The organism is Longitalea arenae, assembly GCF_016924755.1.
Classification (GTDB): Bacteria; Bacteroidota; Bacteroidia; order Chitinophagales; family Chitinophagaceae; genus Niastella; species Niastella arenae.
Map to the genome: position 1 here is coordinate 205,241 of NZ_JAFFJX010000001.1, position 17,859 is coordinate 223,099.

General features: G+C 45.4%; 20 protein-coding genes. 13 read left to right on the forward strand and 7 right to left on the reverse strand.

Annotation, left to right across the window (positions count from 1 at the left end; all coding sequences use genetic code 11):
* The first annotated feature begins 38 nt into the window (after positions 1-38).
* From cyoE to JT717_RS00905, 8 genes are all read left to right on the forward strand, one after another.
* Entirely contained in the window at positions 39-941 is a 903-nt protein-coding gene (gene cyoE / locus JT717_RS00870; RefSeq protein WP_205508234.1) for a heme o synthase, read from the forward strand.
* 65 nt (positions 942-1,006) lie between these two features.
* Positions 1,007-1,576 (forward strand): cytochrome c oxidase subunit 3, encoded by a 570-nt coding sequence (locus tag JT717_RS00875; RefSeq protein WP_205508236.1) that lies wholly within the window; start codon positions 1,007-1,009, stop codon positions 1,574-1,576.
* A 30-nt stretch (positions 1,577-1,606) separates the two neighbouring features.
* The gene (locus JT717_RS00880) at positions 1,607-2,281 is read left to right on the forward strand and encodes a cytochrome c oxidase subunit 3 (RefSeq protein WP_205508237.1); all 675 of its coding nucleotides are present in this window, start codon (positions 1,607-1,609) and stop codon (positions 2,279-2,281) included.
* 66 nt (positions 2,282-2,347) lie between these two features.
* Positions 2,348-2,821, forward strand: a complete 474-nt coding sequence (locus JT717_RS00885) for a cytochrome C oxidase subunit IV family protein (RefSeq protein ID WP_205508239.1) — start codon at positions 2,348-2,350, stop codon at positions 2,819-2,821.
* A 220-nt stretch (positions 2,822-3,041) separates the two neighbouring features.
* Complete coding sequence (locus JT717_RS00890) at positions 3,042-3,857, forward strand: SCO family protein (protein ID WP_205508240.1); 816 nt, start codon at positions 3,042-3,044, stop codon at positions 3,855-3,857.
* 1 nt (position 3,858) lies between these two features.
* A complete protein-coding gene (locus JT717_RS00895) occupies positions 3,859-4,440 on the forward strand; it encodes a DUF420 domain-containing protein (RefSeq protein WP_205508241.1) in 582 nt (193 codons plus the stop codon).
* Positions 4,441-4,515: 75 nt separating this feature from the next.
* Positions 4,516-4,980, forward strand: coding sequence for a hypothetical protein (locus JT717_RS00900; protein WP_205508242.1), 465 nt, complete (start codon positions 4,516-4,518; stop codon positions 4,978-4,980).
* 189 nt (positions 4,981-5,169) lie between these two features.
* Positions 5,170-6,180 carry a zinc-binding alcohol dehydrogenase family protein gene (locus JT717_RS00905; protein WP_205508243.1) on the forward strand — a complete coding sequence of 337 codons (1,011 nt, stop codon included), beginning with the start codon at positions 5,170-5,172 and terminating at the stop codon, positions 6,178-6,180.
* 210 nt (positions 6,181-6,390) lie between these two features.
* Here the strand turns inward: JT717_RS00905 and JT717_RS00910 are convergent, their stop codons facing one another.
* Genes JT717_RS00910 through trmB form a run of 3 tightly spaced genes read right to left on the reverse strand, consistent with a single transcriptional unit; the run spans position 6,391 to position 7,655 of the window.
* Complete coding sequence (locus tag JT717_RS00910; protein WP_205508244.1) at positions 6,391-6,786, reverse strand: MGMT family protein; 396 nt, start codon at positions 6,784-6,786, stop codon at positions 6,391-6,393.
* Positions 6,761-6,970 (reverse strand): C1orf53 family protein, encoded by a 210-nt coding sequence (locus tag JT717_RS00915; RefSeq protein ID WP_205508245.1) that lies wholly within the window; start codon positions 6,968-6,970, stop codon positions 6,761-6,763. Before JT717_RS00915 ends, JT717_RS00910 begins: the two co-directional genes overlap by 26 nt.
* Positions 6,942-7,655 (reverse strand): tRNA (guanosine(46)-N7)-methyltransferase TrmB, encoded by a 714-nt coding sequence (trmB, locus tag JT717_RS00920; protein ID WP_205508247.1) that lies wholly within the window; start codon positions 7,653-7,655, stop codon positions 6,942-6,944. Before trmB ends, JT717_RS00915 begins: the two co-directional genes overlap by 29 nt.
* A gap of 864 nt (positions 7,656-8,519) precedes the next feature.
* Here trmB and JT717_RS00925 point away from each other — a divergent pair.
* Entirely contained in the window at positions 8,520-8,990 is a 471-nt protein-coding gene (locus JT717_RS00925; RefSeq protein ID WP_205508249.1) for an Lrp/AsnC ligand binding domain-containing protein, read from the forward strand.
* A gap of 85 nt (positions 8,991-9,075) precedes the next feature.
* Positions 9,076-9,492, forward strand: a complete 417-nt coding sequence (locus JT717_RS00930) for a hypothetical protein (RefSeq protein ID WP_205508251.1) — start codon at positions 9,076-9,078, stop codon at positions 9,490-9,492.
* 149 nt (positions 9,493-9,641) lie between these two features.
* Here JT717_RS00930 and JT717_RS00935 read toward each other — a convergent pair whose 3' ends face one another.
* The 3 genes from JT717_RS00935 to JT717_RS00945 all read right to left on the reverse strand — a co-directional run bounded on the left by JT717_RS00935 (position 9,642) and on the right by JT717_RS00945 (position 12,815).
* A complete protein-coding gene (locus JT717_RS00935) occupies positions 9,642-10,739 on the reverse strand; it encodes an ABC transporter permease (protein ID WP_205508253.1) in 1,098 nt (365 codons plus the stop codon).
* An 85-nt stretch (positions 10,740-10,824) separates the two neighbouring features.
* The gene (locus tag JT717_RS00940) at positions 10,825-11,976 is read right to left on the reverse strand and encodes a glycosyltransferase (protein ID WP_205508254.1); all 1,152 of its coding nucleotides are present in this window, start codon (positions 11,974-11,976) and stop codon (positions 10,825-10,827) included.
* Positions 11,977-11,999: 23 nt separating this feature from the next.
* A complete protein-coding gene (locus JT717_RS00945; protein ID WP_205508256.1) occupies positions 12,000-12,815 on the reverse strand; it encodes an alpha/beta fold hydrolase in 816 nt (271 codons plus the stop codon).
* A gap of 764 nt (positions 12,816-13,579) precedes the next feature.
* Here JT717_RS00945 and JT717_RS00950 point away from each other — a divergent pair.
* On the forward strand, positions 13,580-14,020 hold the full coding sequence (locus tag JT717_RS00950) for a MarR family winged helix-turn-helix transcriptional regulator (RefSeq protein ID WP_205508258.1): 441 nt from the start codon (positions 13,580-13,582) through the stop codon (positions 14,018-14,020).
* A gap of 115 nt (positions 14,021-14,135) precedes the next feature.
* Positions 14,136-15,932 (forward strand): acyl-CoA dehydrogenase FadE, encoded by a 1,797-nt coding sequence (locus JT717_RS00955; protein ID WP_205508260.1) that lies wholly within the window; start codon positions 14,136-14,138, stop codon positions 15,930-15,932.
* Positions 15,933-15,987: 55 nt separating this feature from the next.
* On the opposite strand, the gene JT717_RS00960 is transcribed toward JT717_RS00955, so the two are convergent.
* A complete protein-coding gene (locus tag JT717_RS00960) occupies positions 15,988-16,185 on the reverse strand; it encodes a hypothetical protein (RefSeq protein WP_205508261.1) in 198 nt (65 codons plus the stop codon).
* Positions 16,186-16,409: 224 nt separating this feature from the next.
* Between JT717_RS00960 and JT717_RS00965 the strand changes: the two genes are divergently transcribed.
* Positions 16,410-17,792 (forward strand): deoxyguanosinetriphosphate triphosphohydrolase, encoded by a 1,383-nt coding sequence (locus tag JT717_RS00965; protein ID WP_205508262.1) that lies wholly within the window; start codon positions 16,410-16,412, stop codon positions 17,790-17,792.
* Positions 17,793-17,859 lie beyond the last annotated feature (67 nt).

Sequence of the window (17,859 nt, forward strand, 5' to 3'; positions counted from 1 at the left end):
GACTACAAGTGATCGATCACTTAAATTATTAACAATAGATGCAGCAGATAACCGTGAAGCAACAGAGTTCTTTAAATATAGCCGGTAAGGTAAAGGATTATATGATGCTGATTAAGTTCAGCCTCAGCTTCATGGTCGTATTCTCTGCTGTTATCAGTTACCTGCTGGCGCCGAAAGTTGTTGAATACGACTGGCTGCATATTATCCTCTTGTTTATAGGTGGCCTGCTGGTAACCGGCAGCGCCAATGCTGTAAACCAGGTAGTAGAAAAAGATACCGATGCGATGATGTTGCGCACTTCCAAAAGGCCTGTGGCCGCCGGAAGAATGCAACCGGCTGAAGCCTGGGCATTTGCCATCATTGCTGTTGCCGCCGGATTATTCATCCTGGGCTATTTCTTTAACTGGCTTTCTGCCGGGCTGGCCCTGTTCAGCTGGTTTGTGTACGCCTATATGTATACGCCCTTAAAGAAAGTGAGCGCAGTATCAGTATTGTTAGGTGCTGTACCAGGTGCTTTGCCCTGTTTAATTGGCTGGGCCGCAGGACAGGATGAGCTAAGCGCAGGCGGTTGGGTGCTTTTTGCCATCCAGTTTTTCTGGCAGTTCCCGCACTTCTGGGCAATAGCCTGGATCGCGCACAAGGATTACTCGAATGCCGGTTTTAAACTGATGCCATCTGTGGAAGGCCCCACGAAGTATTCCGCCGTTCAATCGATCATCTACTCATTGGTATTGATTCCGGTTGGAACACTGCCTTACCTGGTTGGAATGAGTGGCATGATCAGCTTTTGGATCGTATTGGCCGCTAACCTCTACATGCTTTGGCAAAGCATCAGGTTGTATCGTGAAATGGAAAAGAAGGCAGCGCGCCGGGTAATGTTTACAAGTTATATCTATCTGCCGGTGGTTCTTTTGGCGCTTTTGGCAGATAAACTAGGCTAGTTGAAAAATTGATGAGGCAGGAAGGGCCGATTCATAATGACGAAACATAAAATTTAAAAACAGTGATGACCGAAGCAGTGAGTACGCAACGAAAAAAAATACATCCCCACAAATTCACCTTGTGGATAGGCATAGGCAGCATCATTATGATGTTTGCCGGTTTAACCAGTGCCTATATTGTAAAAGGCAGTATGGCTGGTTTTACCACCGTGCAAATGCCGCAGCTCTTTTATTATTCAACAGCTGTTATGCTGATCAGCAGCTTTACTATGCAATGGGGCCTGAAATCGTTCAAGGAACGCAGTATGCAACAGTACCGCCGCTTGTTAACGGTTACAATGATATTGGGGTTGGCCTTTATTGCCATGCAGCTGATCGGGTTTTCGCAGTTGTGGGAAGCCGGCACCAAAATGAAAGGATCAACCGGCGCAGGCCAGTTCTTATATGTTATTTTCGGATTGCACGCGGTGCACGTATTGGGTGGCATCATTGCATTGATCGTGATGTTCATTAAGGCATTCAGCGCGCGCATCAGGAATTATAATTCAGTACCGGTAGAAGTAATGAGCACCTACTGGCATTTTGTAGACCTGTTATGGGTTTATTTATTCGTGTTCTTTTTGTTTAAATTATAATTGCAGAACTACTAATACTAAAATAGCAACATGGCACAAGTAGCAACGGCTAATCAAAGCATGTGGTCAGGAGGAAAGAGTCCATTTAAAGTGGAGTATGGAAAGCTGATGATGTGGTATTTTTTGATGAGTGATGCTTTTACTTTTGGCGCATTCTTGATTTCGTACGGTACCATCCGGTTTTCAACCAATTCATGGCCCGATCCCAACCACGTGTTCAGGTCTTTCCCCGTCATTGGTGAAATGAATATTCCCCTGGCATTCGTGAGCTTGATGACCTTTATTCTGATCATGAGTTCGGTAACCATGGTACTGGCTGTAGGCGCTGGCCATGAAATGGATAGAAAAGGCGTATTGAAATGGTTAGGCTGGACCATCCTCGGTGGTGCTGCTTTCCTGGGTTGCCAGGCATGGGAGTGGACGCACCTTTATCACCAGGGCGCCTGGTGGGGTTCTAATCCGTTCCCGAATATCGACGGTACGCAAGCTTCTACCAACTTCACCAATTTCTTCTTTACCATCACCGGTTTCCACGGTTTTCACGTATTGTCGGGTGTTGTGATCAACATCATCATGTTCATCATGACCTGGAAAGGGGTGTTTGACAGAAGAGGCCATTACCTGATGATCGAGAAAGCTGGTCTCTACTGGCACTTCGTTGACCTGGTATGGGTATTTGTATTTACCTGTTTTTACCTGTTCTAGTTGATGGATTCAACTTCAGGACGTACATTGTAGACAGTTTATTGATTTACATATAATATTGTGATTATGGCAAACGCACATGCAGCAGAACATCACCACCCTCACGACGAGCAGCATACTTTCGACAGAAAAGCGATCTGGAGAACTTTCCGCATCCTTCTATACATAACTTTATTTGAGCTTGTACTGGCTATCGGCTATTACTCTATGTCGTTCTCAAATCCCGAGCTGGTAAAGTACATGCTCAATGGGGTATTCATCGTGCTTACATTGGCCAAGGCATTTTTCATTATTGCTGAATTCATGCACTTGCGTCATGAGATCAGGAATATGATCCTCACCATTTCTATTCCTGCGCTGCTGTTCATCTGGTTCATTACCGCCTTTTTGTGGGATGGAAATTCTTACAAGAACCTGCGTAATACCTACGACAGACATTATTTAGACCACAGCAAGGAAAAAGCCCCGGCGCCAAAACCGCATGGTCATGGTGAAGAAAAGCATGACGGCGGAACCCAGGAGCCTGGTAAGTTACATTAATCGACTTTACTGCTAAATGTGATATAAAAAAGAACCATCGCTGCTTCAGCGGTGGTTCTTTGCTTTTGGCAGAACCGGTTAATGGACAAGCAATTATAAACCATCCTTGAAGCGGGCACGAAAAGGCTTCAAATGGGAAATACATAAATGTGTTATATTCAAATAAAAAGCTGCATGGCATTGCCTCGTGCGGTAACTTTGCGCAGCAAAAGAAAAGATCGTGAGTCAGAAAGCATTATTAGGACTGTGTATAGCAATCATATTGCCGCTTCTCAGCTACTTTATTGTAAAGGGTGTAAGCCGCGATGCCATTCATATGCCGCCGCGTTACTATCCCGACGATATCGTTGAAACGGTTAAGAACGGTAAAAAAGTAAGCGATACCATCTGGCACCAGGTGGCCGATATCAGGCTTACAAATCAGCTGGGTGATTCTGTATCACTACATGACCTGCGTGGTAAGATTGTAGTAGCCGATTACTTCTTCACCCATTGTCCTTCCATTTGCCCCTTTCTTACTAAGAATATGAAGGGCCTGCAGGACGCCCTGAAGATGAAAGATGTAAGGAAAAGGATCGACACTTCATTTGTTCATTTTGTATCGTTCAGTGTAGATCCAGAAAGGGATTCGGTGGCCGCTTTAAAAAGATACGCCGATCATTTTGGCGTAAACCCCGATGTATGGTGGATGCTCACCGGACCTAAAAAAGCCATCTATGATTTTGCACTGAACGAGGTTAAGCTTGGTCTCCAGGATGGAGAAGGGGTTGATTCGAACTTTATTCATACCTCCAAATTTGTGGTGCTCGACAAAAAAGGCGTTATCAGGGGTTATTATGATGGCCTTGATACGGCCGCTTTATCAAAGCTGGCAGAAGATATCACCCTGTTGATGCTGGAAAAAGACAAGAACGAGTCTTCGCCGGTTTTAGCCCAGTTAAAGGGACTGTGGCCTATTTATATTGCCGTTATTGTGGCGGTAATATTATTTGTATGGATCACCCGCAAACCTGCTAAAGAACCCAAATTTTCATAGTATGCTTCCTCCTGTTCTGGCAAAAAATGATAAAAAAGCCAATTGGCTCATCCTTATATTTTCTTTGGTAGTATTCGTTGCTGTATCCGCACTGAGCCGCATAAAGCTGGATGTTGACCTGGGCTTCGATGTGCATGTGTTTGCCAAGTTGAATGCGATCCTAAATTCGATGGTAAGCCTGTTGTTACTGGCTGGATTAATGGTCGTCAGGCAGGGAAAATACCTGCTGCATAAGCGTATTATGATCACCGCATTGGTATTATCAGTTATTTTCCTGGTATCCTATATCTGCCATCACTTACTCGCCGGCGATACCCGCTTTGGTGATATAGACCATGACGGGCTCGTTACAGAAGCAGAGAAAGCATTGGTTGGTTCCAAAAGAACCTTTTACTACATTATACTTGGCACTCATATTCCGTTAGCAGGGATTATTCTTCCTTTTATATTATATACCGCTTACAGAGCGTTAATAGGTGAATGGGGTAAACACGTTAAACTGGCCCGCATTACCTGGCCCGTATGGTTATACGTTTCGGTAACCGGCGTATTGGTGTATTTGATGATCAGTCCGTATTACTAGAACTTGTATTAACGGGCTATTAAGAAAGCGATGCCGGGCTCAGCGATATTAGTAATTCACCATTGACCATTCACTATGCAAAACGCATTCACAACATTAAGGATCGTGCATATTGCCTTACTCAGTGGTATGGCTGCCTTTAATATTGTTTCGCTGATCCTGGTGAAGCAAGGTTTTCCTGCCATGGACGAATCGGTACAAAGGGCCTTCCAGGTTGTTTGTATTTTGATCTCTACTGTATGCCTGGCGGCCGGCTTTCAGCTGTTTAAGAAAAAAATGATGGCCGCGCGTAACAGCATTGAATCAGGAGAGAAGAGGATGGCTTTATATAAAACAGCCTGTATTTTGTGGTGGGCAATGATAGAAGCGCCGGGTATACTGGCTGGTATTGGTTTTATCATGACCAGCAACTATGCCTTCTTTGCATTGGCCCTTTTTCATTTATTGGTCATCCTGATCTTCACCCCGCGCAAAGCAAATATCATTGTGTTGCTGAATCTTAATAGTGAAGAGGTGAAAAGGTTGGAAGGGGTAAGTTAAGTTGCCCGGTGGATAAAGTTTATAAATTATTGAGTTGTTGAGTTAAGAAAGGCGCGTAGAAGAGTTGCGGGTAGGGAAAAGAGGCAGTGCTGCCAAAAATTAGTGAGTTATGAAAATAAACCCGGTCAGCCATTCACCACTAGCCTCGATTATGCGAGGTTCCCGATTGACGATAAGAAATTCTATATAATGAAGCAATTAGTTTGTATCACACCGGGCCAGTTGGCCTACCAGGATGGTCAGCCACCAGTGGTTAAAGAAAATCAATCCCTGCTTAGGATAAAGCGCATAGGCATTTGTGGCACCGACCTGCATGCGTATGAAGGCACGCAGCCTTTTTTCAACTATCCCCGCATTTTGGGCCATGAACTGGCTGCTGAATACGTATCGGGCGATGCACCAGGTTTTACCCCGGGTGAAGCCGTTACCATTATTCCATACTTTAATTGTGGAAAATGTATTGCCTGCCGAAGTGGTAAACCCAATTGCTGCACAAGCATCAATGTATGCGGTGTGCATGTTGACGGCGGTATGCGCGAATACCTCGTAGTTCCGTCTTATTCTTTACTGCATGGTGATGGATTGAGCTATGATGAGCTGGCGCTGGTTGAACCGCTGGCGATCGGCGCGCATGGCGTACGCCGGGCGGCTGTGCGACCGGGTGAATATGTGCTGGTGATCGGCGCCGGACCTATTGGTCTGGGCATTATGGAATTTGCCCGCATTGCAGGTGCACATGTCATTGCCATGGACATTAATGAACAGCGGCTAAACTTCTGCCGCGAAAAATTGCAGGTGGCCTTTACCATCAATGCTGCAACCGAAGATGTGATGAAACGTTTGCAGGAAATAACCGGCAATGATATGCCTACTGTGGTCATTGATGCCACCGGAAGTTTGAAGGCCATCAATAATGCTTTTCAGTATATGGCGCATGGCGCCCGTTATGTACTGGTGGGTTTGCAAAAGAATGAGATCAGCTTTTCACATCCTGAATTCCATAAGCGCGAAGCTACATTAATGAGCAGCCGCAATGCTACCAAAGAAGATTTTGACCTGGTAATGCAAAGCATGAAGAAAGGATTGGTAAACCCAGCTACTTATATCACGCACCGGGTCTTGTTCGATAATGTAAAAACTGAATTTGCCAGCTGGCTGAAGCCGGAAACGGGTGTTATTAAGGCGATGATTGAATTGTAAAAAATGGCATAAAGGCAACGGGGTTAGTTTGTGGTTTGTGGTTTGTAGTTTGACGTTTCATGATGGCCCTTGCTGATCGCTATGGACGTCTTCTGTTGACCGTTGACAATTCAGGATTTAACTGGCGAGGTCATTGTTATTGGTCGATTCCCGAAGGGCGACTGTTAATTTGCGACTCACCACTGTCCATCACCGGTTTACGGGTTGCGGTTACAGCTCCGTAGACGGATCCCAGAACAGTTTCTTGAAATCAACTACCACGTCATTTTTAACTTTCACGCCTTCTTTCTTCAATTGTTCTTCCATTTTCGAAGGCGGGTTGAAATGATGTTTACCGGTTAACATGCCATTGCGGTTCACCACCCGGTGGGCGGGCACTTTGGGTTTGGCGGAACCAGCGGCATGCATAGCCCAGCCTACCATGCGGGCCGATAATTTGGTGCCGAGGCAGGAAGCAATAGCGCCATAGGAGGTAACGCGTCCTTTGGGTATCTGACGGGCCACTTCAAAAACCAGCTCAAAAAATGAATGATCCTTCTGGCCGGAAGGATTTACCGTGGTCAGTTTTTCCCTGACGGGCTTACTGTTTTTTTTGCGAGGTGCCATCTTGTTTCTGTTGATCGAGCAACTGAGTTTTGCGCGGCTCGGGAACATTCACATATTCAAACGGGCAGTGCCGGCATCCATTTCCACAACAATAGCCTCTTTCGAGGTGGTATTGAGCCGTAAGCACGATATACCCCTGTTCGTTATAATAGAAATCAACTCCTTCGGTCAGCTTCTTCTTCAAGCAATAAGATTTTTAAAGCACTTTCCTTATCCGGCAGCGGCGTGGCCGGCAGCATGAACTGTAAATAATGTACCCTGTTGCTCTGTGCAATGTCGAGGCTTTCGTAATGCGTTTTAATTTGCAATACTTCGCTTACCGGTCCATTCGCATATACATTGTCAATATCCTCGATCAGTGGCAGGTCATACAGCTCGATCACCCATTTGGTGAACCGGTACAAACTGGGCGAATCGGTTTTCAGGTGCACATAACCACCCGGTTTCATTATTTGTTGATACAGCCGCAGGAATTTGGGGTGGGTCAATCTTTTCCTGGCTTTGGAAGTCCTTAGCTGCGGATCAGGGAAGGTGAGCCATATTTCTGATACTTCTCCCGGTTCGAAATAAGTGCCAATGCGGTCGATCTGGGTGCGCAGGAAACCAACATTGCCCAGGTTCTCCTGCAGGGCTTTTTTGGCGCCCACCCAAATGCGGTTGCCTTTGAGGTCTACGCCCAGGAAATTGCGCTGGGGAAACAAGCGGCCCAAACCCACGGCATACTCTCCCTTGCCACAGGCCAGTTCAAGCGTGATTGGGTTGCTGTTATGGAAAAAGTTCTTCCAGTTGCCCGGCATGTTCTCGGGGTATTGCAACACATTGGGGAATGTGCTTACTTCTGCAAAACGTTGTAATTTTTTCTGACCCATGAAGCGGCAAAAATAGGCGAGAAAAATGAATGGAAAAAAGACCGGATGGGTAAGGGCTGGAAAGCGGATAAAAAGGGGGATACTGATCGGGAAGGAAAACCGCCAGCTGGAATGCGTAATGGGCTGGAAAGACGGTTAGGAATCCGGAAAGAAAGCGCCAGCTGGAATGCGGAATGGGCTGCGAAGAGGGTTACGGATGACGAATGAAATGCCGCCCGAAAAGAGGGATACTGATCGGAAGGAAAGCGCCAGCCAAAATACGGAAGTGTCAAAAAGGGGGTTACTGATCCGAATGAAAGAGCCAAATGCAGAAGGTGTTTAGCAGCTAAAAACGACAGGCATGCATTAAAACAACAAAGCTTTCCCGGTTCACCGGAAAGGCCCTGATTCGCTGTAGAGGGAGGATTCGAACCTCCACGGGGCAGTTAGCCATGGCGCAATTCTGTGGTGGTCAACCCCAGTCGGCCTAATTGCTTAAGCCGGCATTACACCACGTTTATCCCGAACTCCCCACCCCCGAGACAAGAGGGCATGTCTGCCAAAGTTCCATCACTCCACAAGATAAAAACGTGTAAAAAGCTGCTGTAGGAGGAGGATTCGAACCTCCACGGGGTAGTTAGCCACGCTAAGAGCGTAATTTGTCCTTCCTGGCGAACCAGTATTCCCCACCCTCGAGACAAGAGGGCATGTCTGCCAAAGTTCCATCACCCCACAGTATATTTCGCTGTTTAAAGAGCTATTTCATAGCAATATTAAAGAAATAGGCAGTATTGTTGTAAATTATTCAAGAAAAATTTTGAAAGTTTCGACAATATATAAATATTTGCACACTTAGTTGAAATTTGTAAAAAAACGATTGCAAAAATGGCAGCTAAATTGAATTTAGATAAACTGGACCTGCAGATAATCCACGAAATGATGGACAATGCAGAAATTTCCTATGCAGATCTGGGTAAGAAGCTTTTCGTTTCCGGAGGTACCATCCATGTACGTATAAAAAAATTGCAGGAAGCGGGTATTGTCAAAGGTACAAAATTAAATGTGGACCTAAAAGCGCTCGGATACGACGTCATTGCGTTTATTGGCATATATCTTGAGAAAAGCTCCCTGTATGATTCCGTAGCCAAAGAACTGCAGCGCATCCCCGAAATTGTACGGTTAAATTATACAACAGGTAATTACAGCATGTTTGCTGAAATAGTATGTAAAGATATTAATCAATTACGGTTTGTGTTACACGATGAATTACAGAAGATAAAAGGAATTGAACGAACCGAAACGTTCATTTCCCTTGAAGAAAGCTTCAGCCGTAATGTGCAGGTTTTTACGCAGTAGGCGCTATTTTCAGTATGCATTTATACACAACGGTTTGTCTGTAGCGTTATATAATGTATTTTTTCAACAAATATCTTTACCTCTTATGAAAAAAATTGTCCTGTTTGGTTTGGCCACAATACTTGCGCTCACGGTAACCGTTGGTTGTAAAAAGAAAAAAGATGATGGCGGTAATAACAGATGTGGAGAATCAGAAATAAAAGTAACCACCATTCCTGCTAACGGAACTATTGATCCCCCGGCTCCTGGTACTTCTTTTCCTTTGGTTGTAAATGTTGAGGCCATGCCTGTAAGCGGCGCTTCCATAACCGTTTCTGCAAGGACTGAAGGAGGTAATACAACACCTTATTTTACGACTACACTCGATAATGCTTTAGCTTCAAACAGTTTTACTATTAATAATACACCTGCGGGTACAACCTGTATTGTAGATGTTTTGGTGACCTCTAAGACCTGCAATACCAATCAATGGAAAGGTAGCTACCGCTATTCTGCAAAATAAGGAAGATAAATACAGTTACCGGTTACCTGGTACCAGTTACCGGGGAAATATAATTACAAGGAACGCAGTCTGCAAAAACGGATCACTTAAAGCGGTAGCGAGCCCGCAATAAATGGCCGGGCAACAGGTAACCGGTAACTGGAACCTTACTATTCCTTCACCTGTAAGGCATCGCGCAAGCCATTGCCAAGCATATTAAATGCCAGCACCAATATCATAATGGCAAATCCGGGCGCGAGCGCCAGCATCGGGTTATGTGTAATAATGAAATTGTAGTTCTCTTTGATCATAAGTCCCCAGCTGGGTTGTGGTGGCTGAACGCCAACCCCCAGGAAGCTCAAACCTGCTTCAATAACGATCGCTGAGGCAAAATTTGAAGCCGCTACTACCATCACCGGGCCCATTACATTGGGCAGTACATGCCGCGTAATGATCCGGGTATGTGAAAAGCCGAGCGCTTTGGCCGCTTCTACATATTCAAGCTCCCGTACGCTCAGCACCTGCCCACGAATGATCCGCGCCACACTTACCCACATGGTTAATCCTATTGCAACAAACACCTGCCAAAAACCTTTGCCCAATATTAATGTGATGGCAAAAACAAGCAAGAGGGTGGGAATGCTCCAAATAACGTTAATGAACCACATAATGGCATCATCGGTGCGGCCCCTGAAATAACCGGCCAGCGCACCCAGCAATACGCCAATACTTAATGAAATAAGCACGGTCACCAGACCAACGCCCAGACTTACCCGAACGCCTACCAGCAAGCGGCTGAGAATATCGCGGCCATATTTGTCGGTTCCCAGGTGGAACTTTTTAGTAATGACCTTGAAGGGGCCGGAAGCTGCGCCTTCCTGCCACCGCGTTTGATACAGCGGTAAGGCAACTCTTTCTGTAATACCTTCATCAATATATTGCTGAATGATGATACTGTCTTTCTGCTGTTGAATACTTTGAATAGGTATATACTGGTATTTGTCTTCCTCACCAAAGAGCAGGCGGGTGGCAAAAGATGCAGATCGTATTTTTCTTTCCCGGGGTAACTGAAGGAATAATTGGGTGTAACCTGGTTTTTGACCGCCTATTTCCACCACCATTCTGTTGGCATTGGGCGAGCCATCCGGCGCTATCAGGTAAGCAAATAGAGCTACCAGAATAGCCAGAACAATAATGGTGATACCAATCAGTGCGCCTTTGTTTCGCTTAAGTCGCCGCCAGGTGGTTCTTGTGGTGGCAGAGTTCATTATGTTACAGGTTAGAGGTTGCAGGCTACAGGGAGCTTTGAAACTGGCAACCTGTAACCGGGAACGTCATCTAATTTAAAATAGGTTACTTTTTAATTCTTCTTCCCTTCCAATCGTAATGCCCGAATTTTCCCAACCAGCCTGCAATGATCGTATAACCAATATGCAGGGGTTGTAAAAAAGGAAAGTACTTCATTAACTTTTGCTGACCAAAAAAGATGGCTACGGAATTTACAAAAGGAAATTCGATCAACACCTTAGCCAGTAAGAACAGCAGTACCAGAAAAGCCCAGGTGCTTTTCCAGAAGGCAGCAATGGCTCCTGCGAGAAAACATACATTCAGCAGGTATACGAGCAGCAAGACCCAGAAGATGCGTTTATCGTCGTACCGGTCGGCCTTACTGGCCCATCGAATGCGCTGATGAAAGAATTGCTTCCAGTTGGCAGCAGGTTCTGTAGTTACTATTGCGTACCGGTTTTTCAGGTAATATACCTGCTGCGGATACTGTTTGAATATTTTATGCATCAGCAGCATATCGTCGCCCGAAGCAATGGCGTCGATATTGTTAAAACCACCCACTTCGTAAAATGCCGCTCTTTCATAAGCGAGGTTGGCGCCATTACACATGCTGTGAAACCGTTTATACACCGATGCGGCGGTAATACCCTGCAGGGTTAAAAAATCAAGGGATTGGAAAACCGATAGTAAAGAGTGCTTGTGGTAAAAGGTCACCGGCGCTGCAATGAATTTGGCTGCATTCATTTCGTAGAAGGATGCCATGGTCTGCAGCCAGCGGGCATCAAAACGGCAATCGGCATCGGTAGTTACGATCAATTGCCCGGTCGCTGTACGAATGCCGGTTTCAATGGCTTTTTTCTTGTAGGAAGCTACCGGGCTTCTGTCTTCCAAATAATCCTGTAGTTGAAGTGCTTTCAGCTGCAGCTCATCAAAACGATGCTCCTGTAATAAAGCCCAGGTATTGTCGGTTGAATGATCGTCGATGATGATGACCTCGTACAGCGATTTCGGATATCGCTGATCCTGTAATGATTGTAACAACTGAGGAATATTCTTTTCTTCATTGCGGGCGGCAATGATCACCGAGATGAAAACAGCGGCCGGCCTTTCAGGTAATACAAATTCCGGAAGTTTATTCCATGCACTATGATAATACGCTATCAGCACTGCATATACTACCATCAGCAAAAAGAACAGGAAAAAGAAAAGCGGCATCATTCAATTGGATTTGGAAATAGATTTTAAGATTGTATTAATTGCAGGATCTGATACGCATGTTTTTCCTGTAATACCTGGTGGCCTGTCTGAATTATATGCAACGTACAGAAAGATTCAATACCCTTGCGAAATTTTTCTCCCCGTTCATGCCTGATGATGCGGTCGTATTGCCCGTACAATAAGCGAACAGGCAGCTGATGGGTTTTAATTAGCTTTTTTATGTATGCAAGATCGGGTTTAATAGCACGCATGCCCGTCCAGCGTTCATATAATAATCTGCGCACGCGGGTATCGTGAATATAATAGCGGGTGAACTTCAACACACTTTGATTGATCAGTTGCAGCCGGTTACCTGCCTGTAACAAAGAGAAGAACCAGGCAGGATGTTTCATGGTAAAGGCGAACAGGCGGTTACCAATAAAAGTTTGGGTAGCGAGCCAGTACCAGAAATTCACTTTCAATCCATCCGGCGCCAGCAAGACCAGCTTCTCAATTTTACCGGGAATAAGTTGCAACAATTGCAAGGCAACGCGGCCGCCCATACTGTAACCAAGCAGGGTTAAGCGGGTTTTTTCTGAACCATGTTTTACCAGCAATGCTTGGGTGATGGCTACAAGATCTGCGGTTGAAAACAGCAGCCCCTCATGCCATTGGGTCTCTCCATGGAAGGGCAGGTCGATAGCTATTACGGTGTATGCAGCAGACAGCGCTTTTTCCAGGAACAGAAAGGATTCTTTTGATTCGCCATAGCCATGCAAACAAAGGACGATCTTCTCCCCGGCGCCAAACCAGCAGTAATGTATTTGCGATGACCGGTATGGAAGAAAGGCCTTTTGCATGAGGCTCGAAATTAGTTACAATATAGGGATTAATGAACAACCCGGTTCCCGCCGTACCGCATAAAGTATCAGATCGTTTGTGCGATCAGGATATGTACTTTAGATGCCTGGCCCAGGTTTTCGTAAATGTATTGTTCAGCCAACGCAAGAAGGACATGTGGAAATAAAAGTTTTTTCTCAATAGCAAAAAGTCCTTTTGGAGAAAAACACCGCTTTCTTCCTGAGAAATACCCCGTTTTTATGAAAGCTCCTGATATGGTTTTAATATAATTGGTGCCTGCATAAACACAGACAGGAGCACAAAACAAGAACTCTTTTCGCGAGAAAAAACTTATTTCAATAAACCATTTCTTTTTCTGAAAGAAAAACAACTTCCTTCATGCAAAGCGTACCCGTTTCAAGAAAGGAAACTATCAATACTAAAGAATTTCCTCTTTTACCAAAGAAACCGTTGCCTGCATGAAACCAGCATGGCGTTCCATGAAAATGATTGCGTCCTCAACAGAATAGAACTTTTTTCAAGAGAAAAAGCCTTTTATTACCATGTAAACTTGTGCATATTTCAGCGGTTGTTTTTTGTTAGTTTATTCATTTTCAATCGTTTGCTCTTACGATAAAATAAAAATAAACTAGTAGCTGCCCAACGGAGCCCGCAGGAGCGCCGGCTGCACCTCATAAATTTAACCGGCATCAAATTTTGTGGGCTAAAAAATTGTTTAAATGGCCGGAAATTGCTAGATTTGGATAGTTGTATAAACAACTATATGTCAAACAACCAATTCAAGAGAGGCGAATTATACAGCTTTATCACAGGAAAGGCATCAACTGCTATAGCCCGGCGCTTGCAAAAGAAGTTTAACGCGGCCAACCTTAACTTAACCATTGAACAATGGAGCGTGTTATATCATTTATGGAAACAGGATGGCATCAGTCAGCAGGAATTAGGCAATGCTTCATTCAGGGATAAACCCAGCATTACCCGCCTGGTAGATAACCTGGAAAAACTGCAGTTGGTGAAAAGAGTATCGTCTGAATCGGACCGCAGGATGAACCTGATCTATTTGACCAAACAGGCACAGAAGCTGCAGGAGCAAACCATGGAGCTGGCCAATGAAACCCTCAATGAAGCGCTGGAAGGGGTATCACCAGACAGGATAGACGTATGCCGGGAAGTGCTACAGATCGTATATGATAACCTCAAGTAACATACGCAGGGGGTAATAAACAGAAGTAGGACCGCGAGCCTACTATTCATTTACTACCAGCTACCGGCTTTTCAAACGATTGCAACAATATTTTACCCAACATAAACACAGTTATATGAGCACCACCACACAACAAAATAATATACTCAAAGGTGGCGAATGGCTGATAAAAGAAAGCTCTCCCTTTGAGACCTTCATCCCCGAAGATTTTTCCGAAGAACAGCAGATGGTTAAAGATATGTGCGCTTCTTTCCTCGACGCAGAGGTTTTACCCATTCTCGAGCGCATCGATAAACTGGAACCGGGTCTCATGCCCTCCCTGGTAACCAAAGCCGGCGAACAGGGTTTACTGGGCGCCTCCATACCAGAACAGTACGGCGGACTGGGTAAAGATTTCATTACTTCCAACCTGGTAAGTGAAGCGCTGGGCGGCGGCTTTTCTTTCTCTGTGGCGGTTTCTGCGCATATGGGTATTGGCACCTTGCCTATCCTGTACTTTGGCAATGAGCAGCAAAAAGAAAAATATATTCCAAAACTCGCTACCGGTGAATGGAAAGGCGCTTATGGCCTCACAGAACCGAATAGCGGCAGTGATGCCCTGGGCGCTAAAACAACAGCGAAGCTCAGCGACGATGGAAAATATTATCTCCTGAACGGACAAAAATGCTGGATCACCAATGGCGGTTTTGCCGATGTGTATACCGTTTTTGCCAAGATCGACGGCGATAAATTCTCTGCTTTTATAGTTGAACGAGGATTCGAAGGCTTTACCCAGGGCGCCGAAGAGCATAAAATGGGTATTAAAGGTTCGTCAACCGTTCAGTTATATTTCCAGGACTGCAAAGTGCCGGTAGAAAACCTCTTGGGCGAGGTTGGCAGAGGCCATGTCATTGCCTTCAATATTCTGAACATTGGCCGCCTCAAATTAGCTGCTGCCGCATTGGGCGGCGCCAAGCGGGCTACTTCCACCACGATCCAATATGCGAATACCCGCGAACAGTTTAAAACACCGATCGCTTCTTTTGGCGCTATCAAAAATAAACTGGCTGAAATGGCCATTGCCATGTGGGTATGCGAAAGCGCCCTGTATCGTACGGCCAAATGGGTCGACGACAAAGAGCATGAATTGCTGTCGGCCGGCAAACCATTCAGCGAAGCTGTGCTGGGCGGCGCTGAAGAGTATGCTATTGAATGCGCCATGTTAAAAGTATTTGGCAGCGAAATGCTCGACCTTGTAGTAGATGAAGGCGTACAGATCCATGGCGGTAACGGGTACAGCGATGAATATGTTATTTCGAAAGCATACCGCGACAGCCGCATCAACAGGATCTATGAAGGAACCAATGAGATCAACCGTCTGCTGACCGTTGATATGGTGCTGAAACGCGCCATGAAAGGGCGTTTAGACCTGATGACGGCCGCCATGAATGTGCAAAAGGAGTTAATGAGCATTCCTGATTTTGGCAGTGGGGCTGATGAAGAAGCGTTTGCCAAAGAGAAAAAGATAATTGCCAATTTTAAAAAGGCGATCCTCTTAACGGCCGGTGCTGCCGTGCAAAAGCTGATGATGAAGATTGAACACGAACAGGAGATCTTAATGCATATCGCCGATATGGCCATTCAGACCTTCGTGGCTGAAAGCGCCCTGTTACGCGTAATGAAACTGGCTGAACGCAAAGGCGAATCAGCGGTTGCCTATGAACTGGATATCACCAGGACCTGGTTGTACGATGCCGCCGACATTATTAACAAGCATGGTAAAAACGCTATCAATGCTTTCGCCGACGGCGACGAGCAACGGATGATGTTACTGGGATTAAAACGCTTTACAAAGGTTGAACCTTTTAACAGCAAGGAGGCCAAACGCCGTATTGCTGCAAAGCTTACCGGTGAAAACAGGTATCCGCTTTAATATATTCTCGGGACGGCACATCGAAAACCTTTTGCCAATGGGCAGAAGGTTTTTTTTATGCTTTTCCACCCTCTTCGTCTGAATTAAAAGCAGCACGGGCCAGTAAGAGAAAACCGGCTGTAGACATCAGTATAAAACAGGTATGGGATACTTTATCAATATAACCTGTACGGGTTACCATGATCACTAAAGAGGTAATTACAGCCAAAAGACACACGATAAACAAACTGTTGACTAAGGGTACGATACGCATAGGTTGAATTTTTACGCAATATTCAGTTTGAATATAATATCTGCCATGCATTTTTTCTAGCTTTTGTCAAAAATCAGTTTGGTTTTGTAAATATTCTAAGGGTTTGTACCAATTATTACAGGTTTTTAAAACCAAAATTTGGTTGTGTAAGGTTCAGCCCCAGCAGTTTGCAAAAGGCAGCCGGTAATACGGTCCCTCGCTGTTTTTCGGTTATTTTTGCCGCCATGAAATGGCAACAACTCTACAGTACCAAAAGAAGCGGTTCTGAGCATAAAACGGCTTATAGCGATGCCATCCGTACTTCCTTTCTGCGCGATTATGACCGGCTGATATTTTCATCGGCTTTCAGGCGGCTCCAAAACAAGACCCAGGTCTTCCCCCTGCCCGGGCCTGTGTTTGTGCATAATCGCTTAACGCATAGCCTTGAAGTGGCTTCTGTAGGCCGTTCGCTGGGCAAAGCCGTAGGGGATGCCATCGCTCAGAAGTATCGTGATGAGGATGACAATTTCAGGGAGTTTTACAAATACGAATTGCCTTCCGTAATTGCAGCCGGTTGCCTGGCCCACGATATTGGCAACCCGCCATTCGGGCATTCGGGGGAAGACGCCATTCGAACTTTTTTCCGGAACCTTCAGGGATCAGAAAAACAGCAGTTTTCCGAGCTGCTGAGCGAGAACCAGCAACGGGATTTTCTTTTTTTCGAGGGAAATGCCAATGCTTTCAGAACCCTTACCCATAGCTTTAATGAGAAAACACCGGGTGGTTTCCGCTTAACCTATACCACGCTGGCCTCCATTATCAAATACCCGGCTGATTCCCTCAACGGATTTAATAAACAACGGCTGGTAACAAAAAAGTCGGGCTTCTTTGATTCGGAAATTGAAACCTACAGGCATATTGCCGGGGACCTGGGCATTCCCCAGCTGGATGCTTCCAAAAATATTTATGCCCGTCACCCTTTCGTGTACCTGGTAGAAGCGGCTGATGATATCTGTTACCGCATCATTGATTTTGAAGATGCGCACCGGCTGAATATCATTTCCATAGATACCATTAAAGAGCTGTTCCTGGCCTTCTTCAATAATGAAGAAGGGTACGATGCCCGCGAACGCGTTGAGCAGGTGTTCAATGATATTAACGATCACAACCAAAGGGTGCAGTTCCTGCGCGCGAAACTGATCAACCTGTTGTTGAATCGGGTAACCACCGTGTTCATGCAAAATGAAGAGGCTTTATTACAGGGAACTTTGCAACATGCATTGATCGATTATTTGCCTGAAACAGAAAAGCAATTGATAAAAACCATTGATGCGTTCTCCATTGAACATATTTACAACCACCGGTCGGTAGTGGAAATTGAAATTGCGGGGTATAATGTCATTGGAGGCCTGCTGCAGGAGTTTTTTGCCGCCGTGATCAATCCCGGGTCGGCCAAATCGCAGAAGCTGTTGCAGCTGATCTCGCAGCAATTTGTAATTACGGGCGATCCCAAAAAACTGTATAACGACATTCAATCGGTGGTTGATTTCATTGCGGGCATGACCGATCTCTATGCCGTAGATGTATACCGCAAGATCACCGGCATTGCTTTTCCGCAGATACGCTAACTAATGCATTATTAAATCGGCTGAACATTCAATTGTGCAAGGGGGCGGCCGAAAACTTTTCTTAGCT